The sequence below is a fragment of the Bacillus sp. FJAT-27001 genome (assembly GCF_019039175.1).
GTDB lineage: Bacteria > Bacillota > Bacilli > Bacillales > Bacillaceae > Bacillus > Bacillus velezensis.
This window is the reverse complement of record NZ_JAHOAA010000014.1, coordinates 1-17959: the sequence shown is the minus strand read 5'-3', so window position 1 is coordinate 17959 and position 17959 is coordinate 1. Positions and strand designations below refer to the sequence as shown.

At 43.8% G+C, this 17959-nt stretch carries 25 protein-coding genes, 2 tRNA genes and 1 pseudogene; 9 read left to right on the top strand and 19 right to left on the bottom strand.

What is annotated here, in order from left to right; genetic code table 11:
- The 4 genes and pseudogenes from BGM27_RS20665 to BGM27_RS20080 form a co-directional block, all read right to left on the bottom strand.
- Positions 1-152 (bottom strand): annotated as a pseudogene (locus BGM27_RS20665) (YqaH family protein); the annotation flags it as partial.
- Positions 149-721, bottom strand: a complete 573-nt coding sequence (locus BGM27_RS20090; protein ID WP_003155916.1) for a helix-turn-helix domain-containing protein — start codon at positions 719-721, stop codon at positions 149-151. The pseudogene BGM27_RS20665 and the gene BGM27_RS20090, both read right to left, overlap by 4 nt.
- 109 nt (positions 722-830) lie before the next feature.
- Positions 831-1601, bottom strand: coding sequence for a phage antirepressor (locus BGM27_RS20085; protein WP_003155918.1), 771 nt, complete (start codon positions 1599-1601; stop codon positions 831-833).
- On the bottom strand, positions 1598-1912 hold the full coding sequence (locus tag BGM27_RS20080) for a hypothetical protein (RefSeq protein ID WP_014471492.1): 315 nt from the start codon (positions 1910-1912) through the stop codon (positions 1598-1600). Before BGM27_RS20080 ends, BGM27_RS20085 begins: the two co-directional genes overlap by 4 nt.
- Positions 1913-1992: 80 nt before the next feature.
- On the opposite strand from BGM27_RS20080, the gene BGM27_RS20075 reads away from it, so the two are divergent.
- Positions 1993-2238: a hypothetical protein gene (locus BGM27_RS20075; RefSeq protein ID WP_003155923.1), complete on the top strand. Its 246-nt coding sequence runs from the start codon at positions 1993-1995 to the stop codon at positions 2236-2238.
- On the opposite strand, the gene BGM27_RS20070 is transcribed toward BGM27_RS20075, so the two are convergent.
- Positions 2222-2401, bottom strand: coding sequence for a hypothetical protein (locus BGM27_RS20070; RefSeq protein ID WP_014471490.1), 180 nt, complete (start codon positions 2399-2401; stop codon positions 2222-2224). The two genes, BGM27_RS20075 and BGM27_RS20070, sit on opposite strands and share 17 nt — an antisense overlap.
- 42 nt (positions 2402-2443) lie before the next feature.
- On the bottom strand, positions 2444-2686 hold the full coding sequence (locus BGM27_RS20065) for a helix-turn-helix transcriptional regulator (RefSeq protein WP_020953913.1): 243 nt from the start codon (positions 2684-2686) through the stop codon (positions 2444-2446).
- 133 nt (positions 2687-2819) lie between these two features.
- Here BGM27_RS20065 and BGM27_RS20060 point away from each other — a divergent pair, with 133 nt between their 5' ends.
- The 5 genes from BGM27_RS20060 (at position 2820) to BGM27_RS20040 (ending at position 6238) form a co-directional block, all read left to right on the top strand.
- Positions 2820-3200 carry a helix-turn-helix domain-containing protein gene (locus BGM27_RS20060; protein WP_014471489.1) on the top strand — a complete coding sequence of 127 codons (381 nt, stop codon included), beginning with the start codon at positions 2820-2822 and terminating at the stop codon, positions 3198-3200.
- A gap of 267 nt (positions 3201-3467) precedes the next feature.
- On the top strand, positions 3468-3989 hold the full coding sequence (locus BGM27_RS20055; RefSeq protein WP_020953912.1) for a hypothetical protein: 522 nt from the start codon (positions 3468-3470) through the stop codon (positions 3987-3989).
- Positions 3990-4002: 13 nt separating this feature from the next.
- Complete coding sequence (locus tag BGM27_RS20050) at positions 4003-4350, top strand: DUF4064 domain-containing protein (protein WP_013351188.1); 348 nt, start codon at positions 4003-4005, stop codon at positions 4348-4350.
- A gap of 191 nt (positions 4351-4541) precedes the next feature.
- Positions 4542-5015 carry an ImmA/IrrE family metallo-endopeptidase gene (locus tag BGM27_RS20045; protein WP_020953911.1) on the top strand — a complete coding sequence of 158 codons (474 nt, stop codon included), beginning with the start codon at positions 4542-4544 and terminating at the stop codon, positions 5013-5015.
- A 26-nt stretch (positions 5016-5041) separates the two neighbouring features.
- Positions 5042-6238: a tyrosine-type recombinase/integrase gene (locus BGM27_RS20040; protein ID WP_003155938.1), complete on the top strand. Its 1197-nt coding sequence runs from the start codon at positions 5042-5044 to the stop codon at positions 6236-6238.
- A 90-nt stretch (positions 6239-6328) separates the two neighbouring features.
- Here the strand turns inward: BGM27_RS20040 and groL are convergent, their stop codons facing one another.
- Together groL and groES are read right to left on the bottom strand one after the other, a co-directional pair.
- On the bottom strand, positions 6329-7963 hold the full coding sequence (groL, locus tag BGM27_RS20035; protein WP_003155941.1) for a chaperonin GroEL: 1635 nt from the start codon (positions 7961-7963) through the stop codon (positions 6329-6331).
- 41 nt (positions 7964-8004) lie between these two features.
- Entirely contained in the window at positions 8005-8289 is a 285-nt protein-coding gene (gene groES, locus BGM27_RS20030; protein ID WP_003155970.1) for a co-chaperone GroES, read from the bottom strand.
- Positions 8290-8525: 236 nt separating this feature from the next.
- Here groES and BGM27_RS20025 point away from each other — a divergent pair, with 236 nt between their 5' ends.
- Both BGM27_RS20025 and BGM27_RS20020 read left to right on the top strand, forming a co-directional pair.
- Entirely contained in the window at positions 8526-9260 is a 735-nt protein-coding gene (locus BGM27_RS20025) for a CPBP family intramembrane glutamic endopeptidase (protein ID WP_007408860.1), read from the top strand.
- Positions 9257-9448: a YdiK family protein gene (locus BGM27_RS20020; protein ID WP_007408859.1), complete on the top strand. Its 192-nt coding sequence runs from the start codon at positions 9257-9259 to the stop codon at positions 9446-9448. Before BGM27_RS20025 ends, BGM27_RS20020 begins: the two co-directional genes overlap by 4 nt.
- A 38-nt stretch (positions 9449-9486) precedes the next feature.
- Here the strand turns inward: BGM27_RS20020 and tatC are convergent, their stop codons facing one another.
- From tatC to moaC, 4 genes are read right to left on the bottom strand one after another with little or no spacing between them, the layout of a single operon-like run.
- Positions 9487-10248 carry a twin-arginine translocase subunit TatC gene (tatC, locus tag BGM27_RS20015; RefSeq protein ID WP_124693393.1) on the bottom strand — a complete coding sequence of 254 codons (762 nt, stop codon included), beginning with the start codon at positions 10246-10248 and terminating at the stop codon, positions 9487-9489.
- A gap of 6 nt (positions 10249-10254) precedes the next feature.
- Positions 10255-10425 carry a twin-arginine translocase TatA/TatE family subunit gene (locus BGM27_RS20010; RefSeq protein WP_003155981.1) on the bottom strand — a complete coding sequence of 57 codons (171 nt, stop codon included), beginning with the start codon at positions 10423-10425 and terminating at the stop codon, positions 10255-10257.
- An 18-nt stretch (positions 10426-10443) separates the two neighbouring features.
- Positions 10444-11091: a redox-sensing transcriptional repressor Rex gene (locus BGM27_RS20005; RefSeq protein ID WP_003155984.1), complete on the bottom strand. Its 648-nt coding sequence runs from the start codon at positions 11089-11091 to the stop codon at positions 10444-10446.
- Positions 11088-11600, bottom strand: coding sequence for a cyclic pyranopterin monophosphate synthase MoaC (gene moaC, locus BGM27_RS20000; RefSeq protein WP_007408857.1), 513 nt, complete (start codon positions 11598-11600; stop codon positions 11088-11090). The genes BGM27_RS20005 and moaC overlap by 4 nt, the downstream gene beginning before the upstream one ends.
- Positions 11601-11739: 139 nt before the next feature.
- Here moaC and BGM27_RS19995 point away from each other — a divergent pair, with 139 nt between their 5' ends.
- The gene (locus tag BGM27_RS19995) at positions 11740-13668 is read left to right on the top strand and encodes an ABC-F family ATP-binding cassette domain-containing protein (RefSeq protein ID WP_020953910.1); all 1929 of its coding nucleotides are present in this window, start codon (positions 11740-11742) and stop codon (positions 13666-13668) included.
- 223 nt (positions 13669-13891) lie between these two features.
- Here the strand turns inward: BGM27_RS19995 and tsaD are convergent, their stop codons facing one another.
- From tsaD to BGM27_RS19960, 7 genes are all read right to left on the bottom strand, one after another.
- On the bottom strand, positions 13892-14932 hold the full coding sequence (gene tsaD / locus BGM27_RS19990) for a tRNA (adenosine(37)-N6)-threonylcarbamoyltransferase complex transferase subunit TsaD (RefSeq protein ID WP_007408855.1): 1041 nt from the start codon (positions 14930-14932) through the stop codon (positions 13892-13894).
- Positions 14925-15380 carry a ribosomal protein S18-alanine N-acetyltransferase gene (gene rimI, locus BGM27_RS19985; protein WP_003155993.1) on the bottom strand — a complete coding sequence of 152 codons (456 nt, stop codon included), beginning with the start codon at positions 15378-15380 and terminating at the stop codon, positions 14925-14927. The genes tsaD and rimI overlap by 8 nt, the downstream gene beginning before the upstream one ends.
- 10 nt (positions 15381-15390) lie before the next feature.
- Positions 15391-16080: a tRNA (adenosine(37)-N6)-threonylcarbamoyltransferase complex dimerization subunit type 1 TsaB gene (gene tsaB / locus BGM27_RS19980; protein WP_007408854.1), complete on the bottom strand. Its 690-nt coding sequence runs from the start codon at positions 16078-16080 to the stop codon at positions 15391-15393.
- Positions 16061-16537 carry a tRNA (adenosine(37)-N6)-threonylcarbamoyltransferase complex ATPase subunit type 1 TsaE gene (gene tsaE, locus BGM27_RS19975; RefSeq protein WP_007408853.1) on the bottom strand — a complete coding sequence of 159 codons (477 nt, stop codon included), beginning with the start codon at positions 16535-16537 and terminating at the stop codon, positions 16061-16063. The genes tsaB and tsaE overlap by 20 nt, the downstream gene beginning before the upstream one ends.
- 15 nt (positions 16538-16552) lie before the next feature.
- Positions 16553-17530, bottom strand: a complete 978-nt coding sequence (gene thiL / locus BGM27_RS19970; protein ID WP_007408852.1) for a thiamine-phosphate kinase — start codon at positions 17528-17530, stop codon at positions 16553-16555.
- 182 nt (positions 17531-17712) lie between these two features.
- Positions 17713-17789: transfer RNA gene (locus BGM27_RS19965), tRNA-Asp, on the bottom strand.
- Positions 17790-17799: 10 nt separating this feature from the next.
- Positions 17800-17876, bottom strand: a tRNA-Met gene (locus BGM27_RS19960).
- Positions 17877-17959 lie beyond the last annotated feature (83 nt).

Below are 17959 nucleotides of genomic sequence, written 5' to 3'. Positions count from 1 at the left end.
GTAAGAACCTTGATGCTCCCTGCAAGACTGATAGCTTCTTCATAATCGCCATCCCGTAACGCCTCCGATAGCATGATAGAGAGCTCTTCCGCCGACTCGATTTTTCTTTTTGCTGAATCTGCATCCGATTTAAGAAACTGATTGATCTTCATACCAGCACCGCCTGCCTTTCTTCTGTTTTCGCCATTGCAACCTGACTCATTAGCGCTTTCCGTGTCCACCTTTCAGCCAGTTCCTTCATGTTCAGTCCATGACTACGGGCCAGCGAATATATCAGCGTTTTGTTTGCCGGAATTAGATCAAAAATCTGCTTAATATCGGCCATGGGCAGTTCTTCAGGTTGTCGGCCTGGCCTATCGTTTGCCAGCCAGCGCGCTAAATGCCTTGTTGCTTGCAATGCTTCTTCAAGCTGATGAATCATATTGATTACCGCCGCGCTTGCGCTCTCGTTAAGTGCTGGATCAATTGGTGCCGCCGTCGTCGGGTGAAGTTTGAAAAGGTAATGTACCAGATCAATATGTTCGTACGCCTCGCACGCCTCAAACCACTTGATGCATAATTCCGGAGTAAGCTTACTGAATCCATTTTCAACGTCCGAAACATACCGCTGATCTTTCCCCCCTATCAAATTACCAATCTGATACTGTGCAAGTCCTGCCGCTTTGCGGACACTACGCATGATCCGGGGTAGATTATGCAAATTGTATGGGTTGTTCTCCATATGTTTGCCTCCTGATATATCCAGTTGTTCACTGGTAAAATTTAATTAATGAAGGGACAAGCTTGTCCTTTTCTCGAACATTAATCTCCCCAAATTTGTGGAGATTGTTTCAAGCTGTTTCTGATGAAATGAATTTATTCACAAAATAAATCTGACCTTTTCCCGTAACCTTTGGCGTTCGGGTAGTTCTAATTGAACCATCAGGGTTATTCATTGTTCTCTTCTTAATTTCAAAGAGACCCAAATCCATACTTCGCTGTGTTGGTAGATTGAAAGACTCGCCTGTCTTACGAATTAAATAACCATTATCACGGAGCCATTGAAATAACTTGTTAGGTCCAATCTTTACGCCGTTCTGTTGAATGATTTTCGCTAACTCGCCAACAAGCACAGATGATTCAGATGCTTCCACGGCTTCGGCAAAAAGAGCTTTTGGCTTCATAGATTCAATTTGCTTATTTTGCTCCTTTAGTGCGTGAAGAGTTGTTTTGAAAAATAATTTGGTATTTTCGTCTGCGTTGGACAAATACGTCTGAATGAACTGTTCATCATTTGCGACATATCCCCCAGTTTTTCTGATTGTGGGTATAACTTCAAAGGCTAACCAATCTTGAAATTGTTCGGCAATTTGATTAGATGCTCTAAAAGCCAGCTTGTACACCAATGGTTCAGGAATAAAATCACCTTTCTCTACTTCTGGAAAGTTATCCGGAAGGTAAGTATTCACACGGCTCCATCGGATTGTTACGTTGCCACTTTTGGCAACGGTAGTGAGGCCTAAATTCCGAGCAACTTGCTCGGCATCAAAAAGGATTTGATCATTCTCAATTTTGGCTGCAACTTCGAAAATTTCATTTTTGAATGTTTGTAAATTATTCATGCAGAAGCTCCTTTCTGATAGTATGCGGTGTTCTCAGCAACCCAACGCGTGTTGCTCTCAATCCATTTAAAAAGCAAAGTCGTAGGGACTTTTTTGCCACATTCTTCGTTAACCGGAAAATCCGGACGGGCCATCAGTTCCGCCATTTTAGTGGGACCGCACCGCAGCACCTCCATCGCTTCAGTTCTCGTCAAGATGTGAGGAAGCTGGTTCAAAGAGCTGAGCCGCTCTACCAGCATGTCTGTTGCTCTATCAGCAATTTTGGCAGCGATCTGTTCAATGAATTTCTCATCGTATTGCATAGTGAACATATAAAAAACCTCCTTTACAATGAGCTTTATAATCTCTCACTTTCATGTGGTAAAATATGCATGGAAGGTGGTGAGATTTAATGGCTTCTACTAAGGTTTACGCTTGCCTTTGTGGTGAATGGGTTGACTTGACTAGTGATCCGGACTGCAAAATAGGTGAATCTATGTCTTCTCCATACATATGGTGGGAAGAAGGTGCTTCAATTTGGAGCCCTAATTCTAAAGAAGAGCACACGATGTATCAGCAAGATTACGTTAATATTTATTACAAAAATGCTGAATATCGCATTCACCCAATGTTTATCCAAATCAAGTATTCATCCTAAATTCACGTTTAAGGTTAGCTTCTAACAGTTCTGGGTCGTCAAACTGCAATTTGGCGGCTTTAGAACTGAACAGTACGTCCACATGTTGTTTAACACGGAACCACTCGGATTGAGTCATACCATTCAATAAATTTTTAATTTGTTCCAGCTTTTTTTGATCCATAATTTTGACCTCCTATGCTGTAGGGGAATCCTTTTTTCATCCCTAGCATTTTTTTAGAACCTCTGATAAGCACGATTCGTGAAGTTGTTCTGTAAAAAAAATTTCTTGAACGGACTTGTTGTAGTATTTAGCAATTTTCATCTTAATTTCATCACGAGGTATACGTTTACCTGACTCATACATCGCTAAAGCACTCTCGCTTATCTCCAGAGCCTCAGCGATGTGAGATCGCGGTTTTTTATTTCTGAGCTCTTGGAGTTTAGCTCCAATGATCTGTTTATTCATTTAGCACCATCCTTTACATTTCGTGTTGTTCTGAAATCTATATTAAACCGCACATTACGTAAAGTCAAGACGTTTTGTGAAGTTTTTTCTAAAAAGTCACGAATCGTGATATTATACTAAATAGGTGATGTATATGAGGTTTGGCGACCAATTAAGACAATTAAGAAAGCAAAGAAAGCTTTCACAAAAGAGTTTAGGGCAAAAATTCGGCTTGGCTGAAAGCACTATAAGCATGTATGAAAGGAACGAAAGAGAACCCGATTATGCTACTCTTGTTAAGTTTGCAGATTTTTTTGATGTTTCCACGGATTTTCTGCTGAGAGGAGAAGATTATTATAGAGATAAGGCCCGAGAACTCCGCAAACAAAATGATGTCCGATTTGCCGCTGTCGATGGTCGGGAGTTCTCTGATAGTGAAAAAGAGGAGATTCTTGCTGACGCATTAAGGCGCATTGACGGAATCGAAAAAATTATTGAAGAGAGATTCAAAAAGAAGAATGAAGATAAGAATTAATTATTTATTATTGTTTTGTTTAGTTTAAATAATGCTGAACAGATCGCTTTAATTTTTAAAGTTTAGTGTTAAGTTGACTGATGTTCAACTTTAATTTTTAAAGCGAAGCTTGTAATGAAACCTTCAGTTATTTTCCTTTCAAATGAACTTAGCTTTTTTAGCACACCTCATGAAATTATTAGCAAAATTGGTAATTACCCCTTGAATTTTCAACAATTATAGTCGATTATATATAGGTATTCTATTATATGAACTGGGGGAATCAGGTTGAAAAAGTGGTTAGTTTTATTCATGTCTCTGGGCTTGGCTCTAGCTTTAGCAGCATGCGGGTCGACAGACGATGTCTCTACTGGCAGCAGTGATTCAAAAGACAAAAAAACTGAAGAGAAGAAAGACGACAGCTCCAAAAAGATTGACGCTAGTAAGCAATCTACAGAAGCACTAGGAATGAAAATTAACCTGGGCGACGTCAAGATTATGAAAGATAAAATAAATGTTGGGCTTAACATTGAAAACACTACAGGAAAAGTCCTTACTTTTTATCCCGATCAAGGTAATGCAGTCATTGGCAGCATGCAATTATCGGCAAATATGTTCCTGACTGACGGAGAAGTCGGCGGAGACGTTCAAGGCGGAGTGAAACAGGAAGGTGTACTTGAGTTTTCAGCGCCGGACGGAAAAGAAATTGATGTTGATAAAGTCAAAGAAATCAAATTAAATTTCGGTGATGTGGTCACAGATGACTTCATGAAAACTAAAGCAGTAACAATCACTGTACCAGTTAAGTAAGGGAGAGTTAACAATGAAAAGAACAACAGAATTTGTTTTAGGCTTATTGGGCGGAATTTTCGGTTTTATTGGAGCAATTATGGCATTAATTATCGGTGGACTCGATGCCTCTTTTAATTCAAGTGGCACAAGCGATATAATTGGTTTGGGCTGGGGCGCTGTTTTCTTATCAATCTTAGGCATCGTTGCTTCAGTTGTAGTTAAGAAGAAACCTAAAGTCGGTGGAGTATTACTTCTCATTTCAGGAATCGGTGGATTGATTTGTATATCCCTCTTCTATTTACTACCTGCTGTTCTTCTTATTATCCCTGGTATCATGGGACTTGTCAGAAAAGATAAAACAGTAACGACAGCAGCTTAAAGAAAGGCCCTTGATAGGGCTTTTCTTTTCCAGTAAACACAGAACAAACGTTCTTAATAATTCCACTATAATCTATTTATGGACACATTTACCGGTGTAAAATGGTACATTTTTCCCCTATAATTACATACAAGCAAACATATTTACCACATTTTAAGCATTGACAAGGTAATGAGGGGGTCAATTACAGCATGGGGTATACACAAAGTCACTTAGAGGATTGGATCGAAAGTTTCCTCAGGGAACACAAAATAACAACGCCTTTAGAACTTAAACTTGTTAAATTATGCAGGAAGCTCAATGTATTTGTACTTTTTGATGATCGGGAAAGTTATATGTTAGATATTGGGGGTGTTCATATCGTAGGCATAAACAACCGGTTAAGCTATCAACAGCAACGATCGGATTTAGCTCATGAGTTATGGCACATCTTATTAGAAGGCGGAGACAACGAGATCATGCCGCCCCACTGGAAACAGTATCAAGAATCAAAAGCAGGTTATTTTTCGTATCACTTTTGTGTCCCGACATTCATGCTGCGACAGCTGAATTTACCTTCAGATGAGGAAGCCGCTGCACGTTTGGTATCGGATACATTCAAGGTGACTTTTGATTTTGCAAAAAAGAGATTAAGAATTTACTACAACAAGCTAAAATATCAATAAAATAAGAGATGTCAAGAGGTGACAAAATGTATACAGAGGAATTGATCAAGGGTAAAAAATGGCTGGCTGTTGGTGACGGACCTCGTGATCCCGTTACCGGTAAACGCAAACAAATTGCGCGACGTGGCAAAACAAAAAAAGAAGCTGAACAAAGAGTTAGAGATGCTATTGATGCCCTAAAAGAGGATGGTATTGATGAATCAGTAGTTAAGAAAATGACTTTCGAAAAGCTTGCTGCCGAATGGTTGAACGAATATGCTCTCACAGGAAAGAAAAAAGCAACTCTGCGTATTCGAAGGAAAGAAATTAACATCTTAAACCGGTATATCGCTAAAATCAATATCGCTCAGGTAACAGGAAGAAAATATCAAAAAATACTCAACGATCTCACTGATCAAGAATATGCCCGTACCACCATTAGTGGTGTGCATACGACAGCCGGAATGATTTTTAAATACGCTGTAAAGGTGAAGCTTTTAAAAGATAATCCAGTGGCTGGCGCTGTAGTTCCTAAAAAGAGAATGACAGTAGAAGATATTGAAAGTAGTAAAATAGAGCAAAAATATCTTGAAAGGGAAGAACTTGAAGAATTCCTCTTAGCAGTAAAAGTCCATGGTTTGGAAATGGACCTTGAACGATTTTACTTGCTCGCTTTTACAGGCATGCGTTCAGGGGAAATGTGCGCCCTCAAACTTCCCGATATAAATTTTGAAACAAAAGAGCTGCGTATCACTAAAACCATATATTCCGAAGATAACAATATGAGGAACTATGAATTGACTCCGCCGAAAACAGCCGGATCGGTGCGAACTATCACTCTCGACGATCAGATAATAGATATATTGAAGGCGCATGTAACCAAACAAAAGAAGTTGCGTCTACAGTCCAGGATTGATCCAAGCGAATACCACGACGGTAATTTCCTATTTGCTCGTGAGAATGGCTATCCCTTTTTACCAAAAAATATCATTGTAAGAATGGAAAGAATACTGGAAAAAACATCAATTAAAAAACATGCTACTCCCCATATATTTAGACACACGTATATCAGCATGCTGGCCGAGGCAAAAGTTGACTTGCCAACTGTAATGGAAAGAGTTGGTCATGACGACATGAAAACAACGATGAAGATTTATACTCATGTAACCAAAAAAATGAAAGAGGATGCCTCCCACAAAGTCCAGCAGACTTTTGGAAACATCCTCAATTTCGGGATTTCATAAAGAAATGTTATTTTTTTGTTATTTTTTCGGCTGATTGGGGTGATGAAAAACGGTCAAACCCTTGGTATATCAAGGGTTTTCGCCGTTTGATTACATCATGCCGCCCATACCGCCCATGCCGCCCATGTCAGGCATTCCTGCGCCGCCGGCATTTTCTTCCGGTTTGTCAGCGACAACGGCTTCAGTTGTTAAGAGCATTGCTGCAACAGAAGCTGCGTTTTGCAGGGCTGAACGTGTCACTTTTGTCGGGTCAACGATACCTTTTTCGATCATGTTTACCCATTCGCCGGTTGCAGCGTTGAAGCCTACGCCGATTTTTTCGTTTTTCAGGCGCTCAACGATGACAGATCCTTCAAGACCTGCATTGTGTGCGATTTGACGGATCGGCTCTTCAAGTGCGCGAAGCACGATGTTGATACCTGTTTGCGCATCGCCTTCAGCTTCCACTGCAGCGACTTTGTTGTATACGTTGACAAGCGCTGTACCACCGCCGGATACGATGCCTTCTTCAACAGCTGCGCGAGTTGAGTTGAGTGCGTCTTCGATGCGAAGTTTACGCTCTTTCAGCTCAGTTTCAGTCGCAGCGCCGACTTTGATGACAGCTACGCCGCCGGCAAGTTTCGCAAGACGCTCTTGTAATTTTTCTCTGTCGAATTCAGAAGTTGTTTCTTCCACTTGAGCGCGGATTTGGTTGACGCGTGCAGCGATTTTTTCAGTATCGCCTGCGCCTTCTACGATTGTTGTGTTTTCTTTCGTTACCACAACTTTAGAAGCGCGTCCCAATTGTCCGATTTCAGTAGATTTCAGATCAAGGCCTAAGTCTTCTGTGATTACTTCTCCGCCTGTAAGAACAGAGATGTCTTCAAGCATTGCTTTACGGCGGTCACCGAAGCCAGGAGCTTTAACGGCAACAGCGTTGAATGTGCCGCGAAGTTTGTTGACAACGAGTGTAGCAAGAGCTTCCCCTTCAACATCTTCAGCGATCAGAAGCAATGGTTTGCCTTGCTGTACAACTTGCTCAAGCACAGGAAGGATTTCTTGAATGTTTGTGATTTTTTTGTCTGTGATTAAGATGTAAGGATTGTCAAGAACCGCTTCCATCTTATCAGAGTCAGTCACCATGTAAGGAGACGCATATCCGCGGTCGAATTGCATACCTTCAACAACTTCAAGCTCAGTCGTGAATCCTTTAGACTCTTCGATTGTGATGACGCCGTCGTTTCCTACGCGCTCCATTGCTTCAGCGATAAGGCTTCCGACTTCCTCATCAGCAGCAGAGATCGCAGCAACCTGAGCGATAGACTCTTTGCCTTCGATCGGCTTAGAAATTTCTTTTAAGTTTTCGATTGCTACAGTCACGGCTTGTTCCATACCTTTACGCACGCCGACAGGGTTAGCCCCCGCAGTTACGTTTTTAAGGCCTTCGCGGATCATAGCCTGCGCAAGTACAGTCGCAGTCGTCGTACCGTCACCGGCAACGTCGTTTGTTTTGCTGGCTACTTCAGCTACAAGCTTCGCACCCATGTTTTCAAACGCATCTTCAAGTTCAATTTCTTTTGCGATTGTCACACCGTCATTTGTAATTAACGGAGAACCGAATTTTTTCTCCAGAACCACGTTGCGTCCTTTTGGCCCTAAAGTTACTTTTACAGCGTCAGCAAGCGCATCGACACCGCGAAGCATAGCGCGGCGTGCTTCTTCACTAAACTTAATATCTTTTGCCATGTTAACGAAACCTCCTCGAATTTTTAAAAATATTTATTTGCTTAGCCGATTACAGCTAAAATGTCGCTTTCACGTAAGATTAAGTATTCAGTACCTTCGTATTTCACTTCAGTACCGGCGTATTTTGAGAAGATAATGCGGTCGCCCTCTTTTACTTCTAAAGCAACGCGCTCTCCGCTTTCCAACACGCGACCTGAACCGGCTGCCACGATTTTGCCTTCTTGCGGCTTTTCTTTTGCAGAATCCGGTAATACGATTCCGCTGGCAGTTTTTTCTTCAGATTCTACGAGTTCAATGACAACGCGATCACCTAATGGCTTTAACAATGTAATAACCTCCTCAATAGTATGAATATGTAATTTTAGCACTCAGCTCTAAAGAGTGCTAACACAGTTATTATAATAAAGAATCTCACTTCCAATTTCAAGTCATAAGAATAAAAAATTTTCACGCTTACATGATTCTCTCTCACACTGATTTTCTCCTTTTTTCACGTCAAGTTCACTTGTGTTACAATAAGAACAAATAAGTTGATTTTATAGGATAAAGGAGTACATATCATTTGAGAAAACAGTATTGGTATATCATTTTGACATATGTTATCATGCAGCTTTCCGCATTGATCGGCATTCCTTTAATGTACAAATTCGGCTATGCGGGCGGGCACCCTACGAATGCGAATCTCACCATGGCTCAGGGGATTTATTCCGTCGTAAGCTTTTTTATCTGCCTGATTATCGTTCTCTTGATTTTGAGAACCGCGCCGAAGCAGACATTAAGAAACGGGAAGAAAGCATCCGCCGGCATGTCCGTTCTCTGGGCGGTCGCGGGAATATGGCTCGCTTTATTTTCTCAGGGAATCGCCGGGATGATTGAGCAGTATGTCTTTCATGTGGGCAGCGGTTCCGAAAACACGAAAGCCATTCTCAGCATTATTAAAGCCATGCCGCTCATGATTATCGTTTCTTCTATCGTCGGGCCGATTCTTGAAGAAATCATTTTCCGGAAGATCATTTTCGGTGTATTATATGAAAAAACGAATTTCTTTATCGCCGGACTGATCAGTTCCGTCATTTTCGGCATTGTGCATCAAGACCTCACGCATCTGCTGCTGTATACGGCCATGGGCTTTACCTTTGCGTTCTTGTATGTGCAGACGAAACGGATTATTGTGCCGATATTCGCCCATGTCATGATGAATACCATTGTCGTGGTCATGCAGCTCGGCCCTGCGCAAAAATATATTGAACAGCATAGTGAGCAAATGCAATTAATTATTGGAGGATTGTTTGTATGAGGAACCCAATGACTTGGGGCTTGATTTATTTCGCAGTCGGCTGTATCTTTACGTATTTGGCCGCAAGCTCTCCGGGAAGCATGTGGTCTTTTTATTCCATACTGCTGATGGTTTTCGCCGCTTATAATATCAGCATCTCGTTTAAAATGTTCGCTTTCTCATTTAAAGTGAAGAAAAAACAAAAATAAAAGAAAAGCCATTTCTCATCATTGAGAAATGGCTTTTTTTATGCTGATACGTCCTGATCGGATTCGCTGCTGCCGGTCTGCCTTTTCCGATACGCCGCTTTTGAAATCAGGATACTGACCTCGTATAAAATGCAAAGCGGAATGGTAATCATCAAGTGAGACAGCAGCTCAGGCGGCGCAATCATCGCGGCGATCACAAGCAGCACAAAATACGCGTACTTCCTGATCTTCGATAAAAACATCGGCGTGATAACACCGAGTCTCGTTAAAAACATGATCAGCACCGGCATCTGAAACAGCAGTCCGAACGGAATCGTCAGCTGCAGCAGAAAATGAAAGTACTCGGTGATCCCGATCACCTGGTTGACATCGAGGTCATTCGAAACCCGCTTCATAAAATCAACGACCAGCGGAAATAAAATATAATAAGAAAACGACACACCGCCGACAAACAGCACGATCGAAATCGGAATATAGCTGAGTGTTACTTTGCGCTCCTTCTCATACAGACCCGGGCTGACAAACGCCCAAATCTGATAGAGAATAATCGGCGAAGTCAAAATGATGCCGATGATAAACGCGAACTGCAAAAAGATAAACAGCGGATCCGTCAGGTTAAAAGCATTAAGGGTGAGCTCTTTTACTTCATCGGCTTTTTGAAGATACACAATGATAGGTTTTGCCAGAAAAAAGCCGGCAATAAAGAAAACCGTAAAGGATAACGCCACAATCAGCAATCGTTTCCGAAGTTCGGCAATATGCTCCACAAGCGTCATTTGATTCACTCTCATACGCGTCATCCTATCTTACTGTTCTTCTTTCTTTTTTTCCTCTTCTTCACCGGCTAATCCCTTAGTAGCGTTCTTAAATTCACGAAGCGTGTCCCCCGCCGCTTTTCCTAATTCGGGAAGCTTCTTCGGACCGAAAATAATCACCGCCACCACACCGATAACCGCCAGGCTTCCAGGACCGATCATGTGCAGCTCCTCCTTTCGCTATTCAATTTCTTCCAAAACAGAATAATGCTTCAAGAAATAAACCAATGATTGAAGCTCTACAGCTAAATCTATATGATGAATTCGAATGTGATCCGGCACATTCAAACGGGCCGGCGTAAAGTTAAGGATTCCCTTGATTCCGAGCGACACGAGCCGGTCGGTGATTGACTGGGCGGCAACCGCAGGAACGGTAAGAATCGCCACGGGTTCATCCTTAATGTGAAGCTCTAAATCATTAAGATCAAAGACAGGCACACCGCCTACCTCAGTTCCTATTTTACTCTGATTCACATCAAAAGCCATAGATATTTTTGTGTTATTATTTTTTGTGAAATTATAGTGAAGAAACGCCGTCCCTAAATTCCCGACACCGATCAAAATGACGTTCGTCGTTTCATCCTGATCCAGTGTTTTTCTGAAAAATGACAGCAGGTAATCCACATTATAGCCGTATCCTTTTTTGCCGAGCGCCCCGAAATAGGAAAAATCCCGGCGGATCGTGGCCGAATCGACTTTTACCGCGTCGCTCAGTTCAGCGGATGAAACGCGCTGTTTTCCTGACGCGTGTAAATTCTTTAAAAAGCGATAATAAAGCGGCAGCCGTTTTGCCGTCGCCTGTGGAATTTTTGATTGATCCTTGTTCATGATTGGTCCTCCACTTTATACTCAGATGCATCTCTTTTAAAATCACCGTTTTTGCCTCCTGTCTTTTCCATGAGGCAGGTCGGGCCGATGACCATTCCTTTATCCAGCGCCTTGCACATGTCATAAACGGTCAAAGCGCAGACTGAAGCGGAAGTTAGCGCTTCCATTTCCACACCTGTACTCCCTTTCGTTTTTACGCTTGCCTGTATATGAAGAACGGCTTCGGAATCCTTTTCCTCCCAGCCGAATGAAATGTCGACGCTGCTTAAAGAAAGCGGGTGGCACATCGGGATAATCGCTGACGTCTGCTTTGCGGCCATAATTCCTGCCACCTGTGCGACAGCCAGCACGTCTCCTTTTCCGATCTCGCGGTTTTTGATTCTGCTGTACACGTCATGCTTCATCTGTACGCTGGATATCGCAGCGGCAGTACGGACTGTTGAAGATTTATCGCTTATATCCACCATGCGGGCACGGCCTTCTTCATTAAAATGAGAAAATCCATTCATATTTAAACTCTCCTTACTTCTGATCATACACTATTTTCTCCCTGATGTCTTATCCTATAATGTTCCAATTCTGATGTATTGTTTGCTGACAGCAGGTTGATAAGCTACACTTAACTTATTATAACAGAGGTGAAATAATATGATGATCTTACAAATTAATCAGCTATCCAAATCTTTTGGCGCTGATCCTATTTTAAACAATATAAAGCTTGAAGTCAGATCTCGGGATCGCATCGCCATAGTAGGCAGAAACGGAGCCGGCAAATCAACTCTCCTTAAAATTATCGCAGGTCACCTTTCATATGAAAAGGGTGAATTAATCAAACCGAAAGAATTAACGATGGGATATCTCGCCCAGCACACAGGCTTGGAATCCCAGCTTACCATAAAAGAAGAACTGCTGAGTGTTTTTGATTTCCTGAAAGCAATGGAAAAAGAAATGCGCTCTATTGAAGAAAAGATGGCCACGGCCGCCCCCGCGGAGCTTGAGACGCTGATGAAAACCTATGACAGGCTTCAGCAGGATTTCAAGGATAAAGGCGGCTATCAATATGAAGCGGACGTCCGATCTATCCTTCACGGACTCGGCTTCGGAAAATTTGACGATTCCGTGAAAGTGCAAAGCCTGAGCGGCGGTCAGAAAACAAGGCTTGCGCTCGGAAAACTGCTGCTGACCCAGCCTGATCTGCTTATTCTGGATGAACCGACGAACCATCTCGACATCGATACGCTTACATGGCTTGAGCATTATTTACAGGGATATTCAGGCGCAATCCTGATCGTTTCCCACGACAGATACTTTCTTGATAAAGTCGTCAGCCAAGTGTACGAGGTCTCACGGACAGAAAGCAAAAAATACCTCGGCAACTACAGCGCCTATTTAGAGCAAAAAGCCGAGCAGTATGAGAAAGACCTGAAGCTGTACGAAAAACAGCAGGACGAAATCGCCAAGCTTCAAGATTTTGTCGACCGCAATCTGGCCAGAGCTTCTACAACGAAAAGAGCCCAAAGCAGACGAAAACAGCTTGAACGGATGGACGTCATGGCAAAGCCGCTCGGGGATGAAAAATCAGCCGCCTTCCGTTTTGACATTACAAAACAGAGCGGAAACGACGTCCTGCGCGTACAGGATGTTTCCATCAGCTATGACGGCCAGCCTCCGCTCTTGAAAAACCTGACCTTCGGCATTACAAGAGGTGAAAGCGCCGCCCTCGTCGGACCGAACGGAATCGGCAAATCAACCTTGCTGAAAACCATTATGAATACAATCAGTCCGGAATCCGGATCGATCACGTACGGTTCCAATGTCACAATCGGCTATTACGATCAGGAGCAGGCTGAACTGACCTCGTCCAAACGCGTGCTGGACGAGCTGTGGGATGAATATCCGGACATGCCGGAAAAAGAGATCAGGACATGCCTCGGCAACTTCCTGTTCAGCGGAGACGATGTCCTGAAACCTGTCCGTTCTCTAAGCGGCGGTGAGAAAGCAAGAGTCGCGCTTGCCAAGCTGATGCTGCAAAAAGCAAACTTTCTCATCCTTGATGAACCGACAAACCACCTTGATCTGGACAGTAAAGAAGTGCTGGAAAACGCCCTGATCGACTATCCGGGAACCCTGTTATTTGTATCGCATGACCGCTACTTTATTAACAGGATCGCCACAAGGGTGCTGGAGCTGTCTCCGGATCATGCAGAAGAATATTTGGGTGACTATGACTATTACACCGAGAAAAAAGCCCAGCAGCTGGAACTGGAAGAAATGAAGCGGCAGGAAAAGGAGCAGGCTCAGCCTGCCGGCAAGGTCAAACAGGATACGAAAAGAACTTACGAGGAAGAAAAAGAATGGAAGAAGAAAGAACGGCAGCGCCTGAGACGCATTGAAGAAATTGAAGCAGCCGTCTCATCCGCCGAAGAGAAAATCAGCGCCAATGAGGAGCTGCTGTGCGATCCTGACGTGTATCAGGATCATGAAAAGGTACAGACCATTCACGCGGAGAATGAAGCTCTGAATCAAGAGCTCGAAAACTTATTAGCAGAATGGGAGGAACTCTCCTCAGAAGAATAGAAAAAGTCAAGCACCTCTTTAAGGGGTGCTTTTTTATCCACAGCTATCCTCCTTGTCAGCCATGTAAGTAAGCGTGTTATACACACTATCCACAAAATTTTCTGACTTTATCCACTTTACTAACAACTTATAGCCTCTTATCCAGCCTGGATTTCTGGATATATTCACAATCCTGTGGATATGTTAGAATTATCTGTTAATAAGTAAAAAAAAGCCTCACGTTTTACAACGTGAGACGATCAAAGGATGTTAATTCCAAGCCGGGCTGTCCGTTCATATCATATGAGCCCCGAATCCCCTTTTCAAAAGCAACGGTTCCGGCAGCCGCAATCATCGCTGCATTGTCCGTGCATAAAGAAAGCGGCGGGATGATAAGCTCGGGATCTCCCGAATGACTGAATTCCTGCTGCAGTGCGGCTCTCAGCCCTTTGTTAGCAGCTACGCCCCCTGCCAGCAGCACTTGTTTAACCCCGTATTCTTTCGCGGCCTTAGAGGTTTTTGCCGTCAGTACATCAATGACACTCTGCTGAAAGCTTGCGGCAAGATCCTCCGGAGGAATCACCTCATTTTTTTGCGAGGCGTTATGAAGCGTGTTAATCACGGCTGACTTCAGGCCGCTGAAGCTGAAATTGTAAGACCCTTCTTCCAGCCACGCACGCGGAAGCGGAATGGAATCCGTTCCCACAGCAGCCAGCTTATCAATCTGCGGCCCTCCCGGATAAGGAAGCCCCATTGTTCTTGCCACTTTGTCGTAAGCTTCGCCTGCGGCATCATCCAGCGTTTCACCGATAACCTCGAATGAACCGTGCTCTTTCATATAAACCAATTCCGTATGTCCGCCTGACACAACCAAAGCAAGCGCCGGGAATTGAAGCTCTCCTATCAGCCTGTTTGCATAAATATGACCCGCAATGTGATGGACACCGACTAGCGGTATTTGATGGGCAAAGCTTAACGCCTTTGCCGCATTGACTCCGATTAACAGGGCTCCGACAAGTCCGGGTCCTTCCGTTACGGCAATCGCATCAAGATCATCAAAGCCCATCTCCGCTTTTGAAAGAGCTTCCTCAATCACAAGGGTAATCTGCTCCACATGATGTCTGGACGCTATTTCAGGCACGACCCCGCCGAAACGTTTATGGCTTTCAATTTGAGAAGCGACAACGTTTGAAATAATTTCATTCCCGTTTTTTACGACTGAGGCCGCTGTTTCATCACAGCTTGTTTCGATTCCTAGTACATAAATATCTTGTTTTTCACTCATGTAATGTCACCCACATTAATAACGCATCTTCCCCGTTATCTGTATAGTATTGTTTTCTGATTCCACCGGCCTGAAGACCGAATTTTTTATATAAGGATTGGGCGGGATGATTTGAGACCCTGACTTCGAGAGAGAGCCTTCTTGCCTTTTTTTCTCTGCACAATTCTATCGCAGAGCGAAACAGCGCTTCTCCCAATGATTGGCCCCGATATTCCGGCTTAATGGCTATGTTCGTAATCTGCGCGTCATCTATAATAATCCAGATTCCGCAATACCCCGCCAGACAGCCGTCCTTTTCAATGACAAGGTAGTGGGCATATGGATTTTCCAAAAGCTCATGATAAAATGAATCCTTCGTCCACGGAGAAGTAAAGGATGCTGTTTCAATTTCATAAATTTGATCAATATCTTCCGGACGCATGCTTCGAATCGCCGTTTTCGTTTTCATCCCTATCACCCTATTTTTGAGATTCCATCCATTTCGCTTCAGCCTCTGCCAGACGCAAATAATCCGGAACAAGGCTGTGGACATCCGCTTCCTCTTTTTCCAAGCCTAAAAACGCCAGCTCTGACGGCCGCGGATTATGCTGTGCAGCCGTTCCAATCACTGCTTGAGATGTCAGCTCATGCAGAATGGTTTCTTCATGAATGGCTGTATCGTGCCCTAAAAATAAAACCGGAGACGCTTTTTCTTTCAGCATGCCGAGCCAATCAGTCAAAAGGACATTCTGATCAGGAAGAACGGATTGTAATCGGCCGTCCTGATATTCATAAAGCCCCGTATATACCTGTCCGCGCCGGGCATCAAATAACGGGCAGATCAGTCCTTGAAAGTGCCGTCCGTTAGCCGCCAGCACCTCCAGACTCGAGACAGCGGAAACCGGAAGCTTCAGCGACCATGCCAATGTTTTTGCCAGCGTCACACCGATTCTGACACCTGTGTACGATCCCGGTCCTTTCGCCACCGCTATTTTCGTAAGATCCTGCGGTGTTAGGCCGCAATCCTTCAGCAATGAATTGACAGCAGGCATGGCCCGCACGGAATGATTCTTTTTTAAATATGTAATATACTCCGCCATCACCGTTTTGTCACGAACGAGCGCGGCACCCAGTGTGTAATTTGACGTATCAATTGCCAGTATTGTCATGTTTATTTATCTCCTCACAAAGCGTTTCATACCGTGTTCCGCAAGCCGTAAAGGTAATGTCCCTTGCCTCATCACCGGCTCTTGTGATGACGATCTGCAGCCGTTCAGCAGGCAGCTGATCCTGAATTAAATGAGCCCATTCAATTAAACAGACGCCTTGTCCCTCAAAATATTCTTCAAGCCCTAAGTCTTCGCTTTCATCCTCCATACGATACACATCCATATGATATAGAGGAAGCGAACCGTCATGGTATTCTTTTATAATTGTAAAAGTCGGGCTGTTTACCACTCTCGTGATTCCCAGTCCTTCGGCAAAACCCTTTGTAAAAGTCGTTTTTCCCGCGCCTAAGTCGCCTTCCAGTGTCAAAATGTCTCCCGGCTTTGCCAAAGAAGCGGCAAGCTTGGCTACGGCTTTCGTTTCTTCGGGGTTTTTCGTTCTCCATTGTAATGTCTTCAAAGTGAGTCACCCGTCTTATTTAAAATGATTGTATCCTTTTTTCTCAAGGACGATTTGTCTCTGATCATTGGCTGTCAAAAGAACACATGCTTCCTTCCGTTCAGTTACCGCTCCTATCTTCGCAATCGGAATGCCCGATTGAGTGCAGTAATCAAGCAAAGAAATCCACTCTTGCTGAGAAACCGTTCCAACCAATTCAAAATCTTCACCGCCGAATAACACCCATTTCTTCCACTCAGAATCTGCCTCAGGCAAATCCGGATGCACCGGCAGAAGTTGTTCTTCGATTTCTATCGTAACTGAACTTGCCCCAGCTATTTCATGCAGCTCACTAGCCAATCCGTCACTGATATCATTCAGAGCCGCGCGCTGAAGCTGAGAGCAGAAGCGGCCGACCTGAACTCTCGGAACGGGCCGTTTATGTTTTTGGATAAAATAATCAGTCGTATGAAAAGCAGAAGGGAGTGTTTCTCCCAATAAAAGAGACAGTCCTGCTGCGGACGAACCGATATCCCCCGTAACAAACACAACATCTCCGGGTCTTGCCGAGCTTCGCAGACAAGCGCAATCCTTCTCAACTTCTCCGATGACAGTAACGGTAATTACGGCTTGACCGGAAGCGGAGACGGTATCTCCCCCGATCAAATCCATTTGATATAGTTTCGCCAGTTCCGCCATTCCTTCATACATTGCCTGGACGTCCGCTTTCTGCCAGCAAGAAGGAACCGCTAGAGACACCAAATAAAACTTCGGAATGCCTCCCATCGCCGCCACGTCACTAATGTTAACAGCAAGCGCCTTATAACCGATATCATGAGGAGAGGAATACTCTAATTTAAAATGGACATTCTCCACCATTGTATCAAGGCAGACAATTTGCTGCATATGGGGTGATGCTGTATAAACCGCACCATCATCACCGATCCCTACATCGACGGAAGGATGATAATGCGAATGCGGCGTAATACTGTGAATCAAATCAAACTCATCCATATATCTCCCGTCTCCCTTTCTGACGCTCTTGTGAAATACAGCTCTTTCTAGTGTATCGGATTATGTTTCAATATCCAAGACTTTAACGATATAAAAGAAAGCTTGGTTAGATACCAAGCTGCCAGCATTTAAAAGAAAACACAAAAAAAACGAAAACATGATCGTTTCGTTTACAATAAAAATGGCGGTCCGGACGGGACTCGAACCCGCGACCTCCTGCGTGACAGGCAGGCATTCTAACCAACTGAACTACCGGACCATTTATTTTTTGGTTGCGGGGGCAGGATTTGAACCTGCGACCTTCGGGTTATGAGCCCGACGAGCTACCGAACTGCTCCACCCCGCGATGATAATATTTTAGAAAAGCTTGGCGGCGTCCTACTCTCACAGGGGGAAACCCCCGACTACCATCGGCGCTGAAGAGCTTAA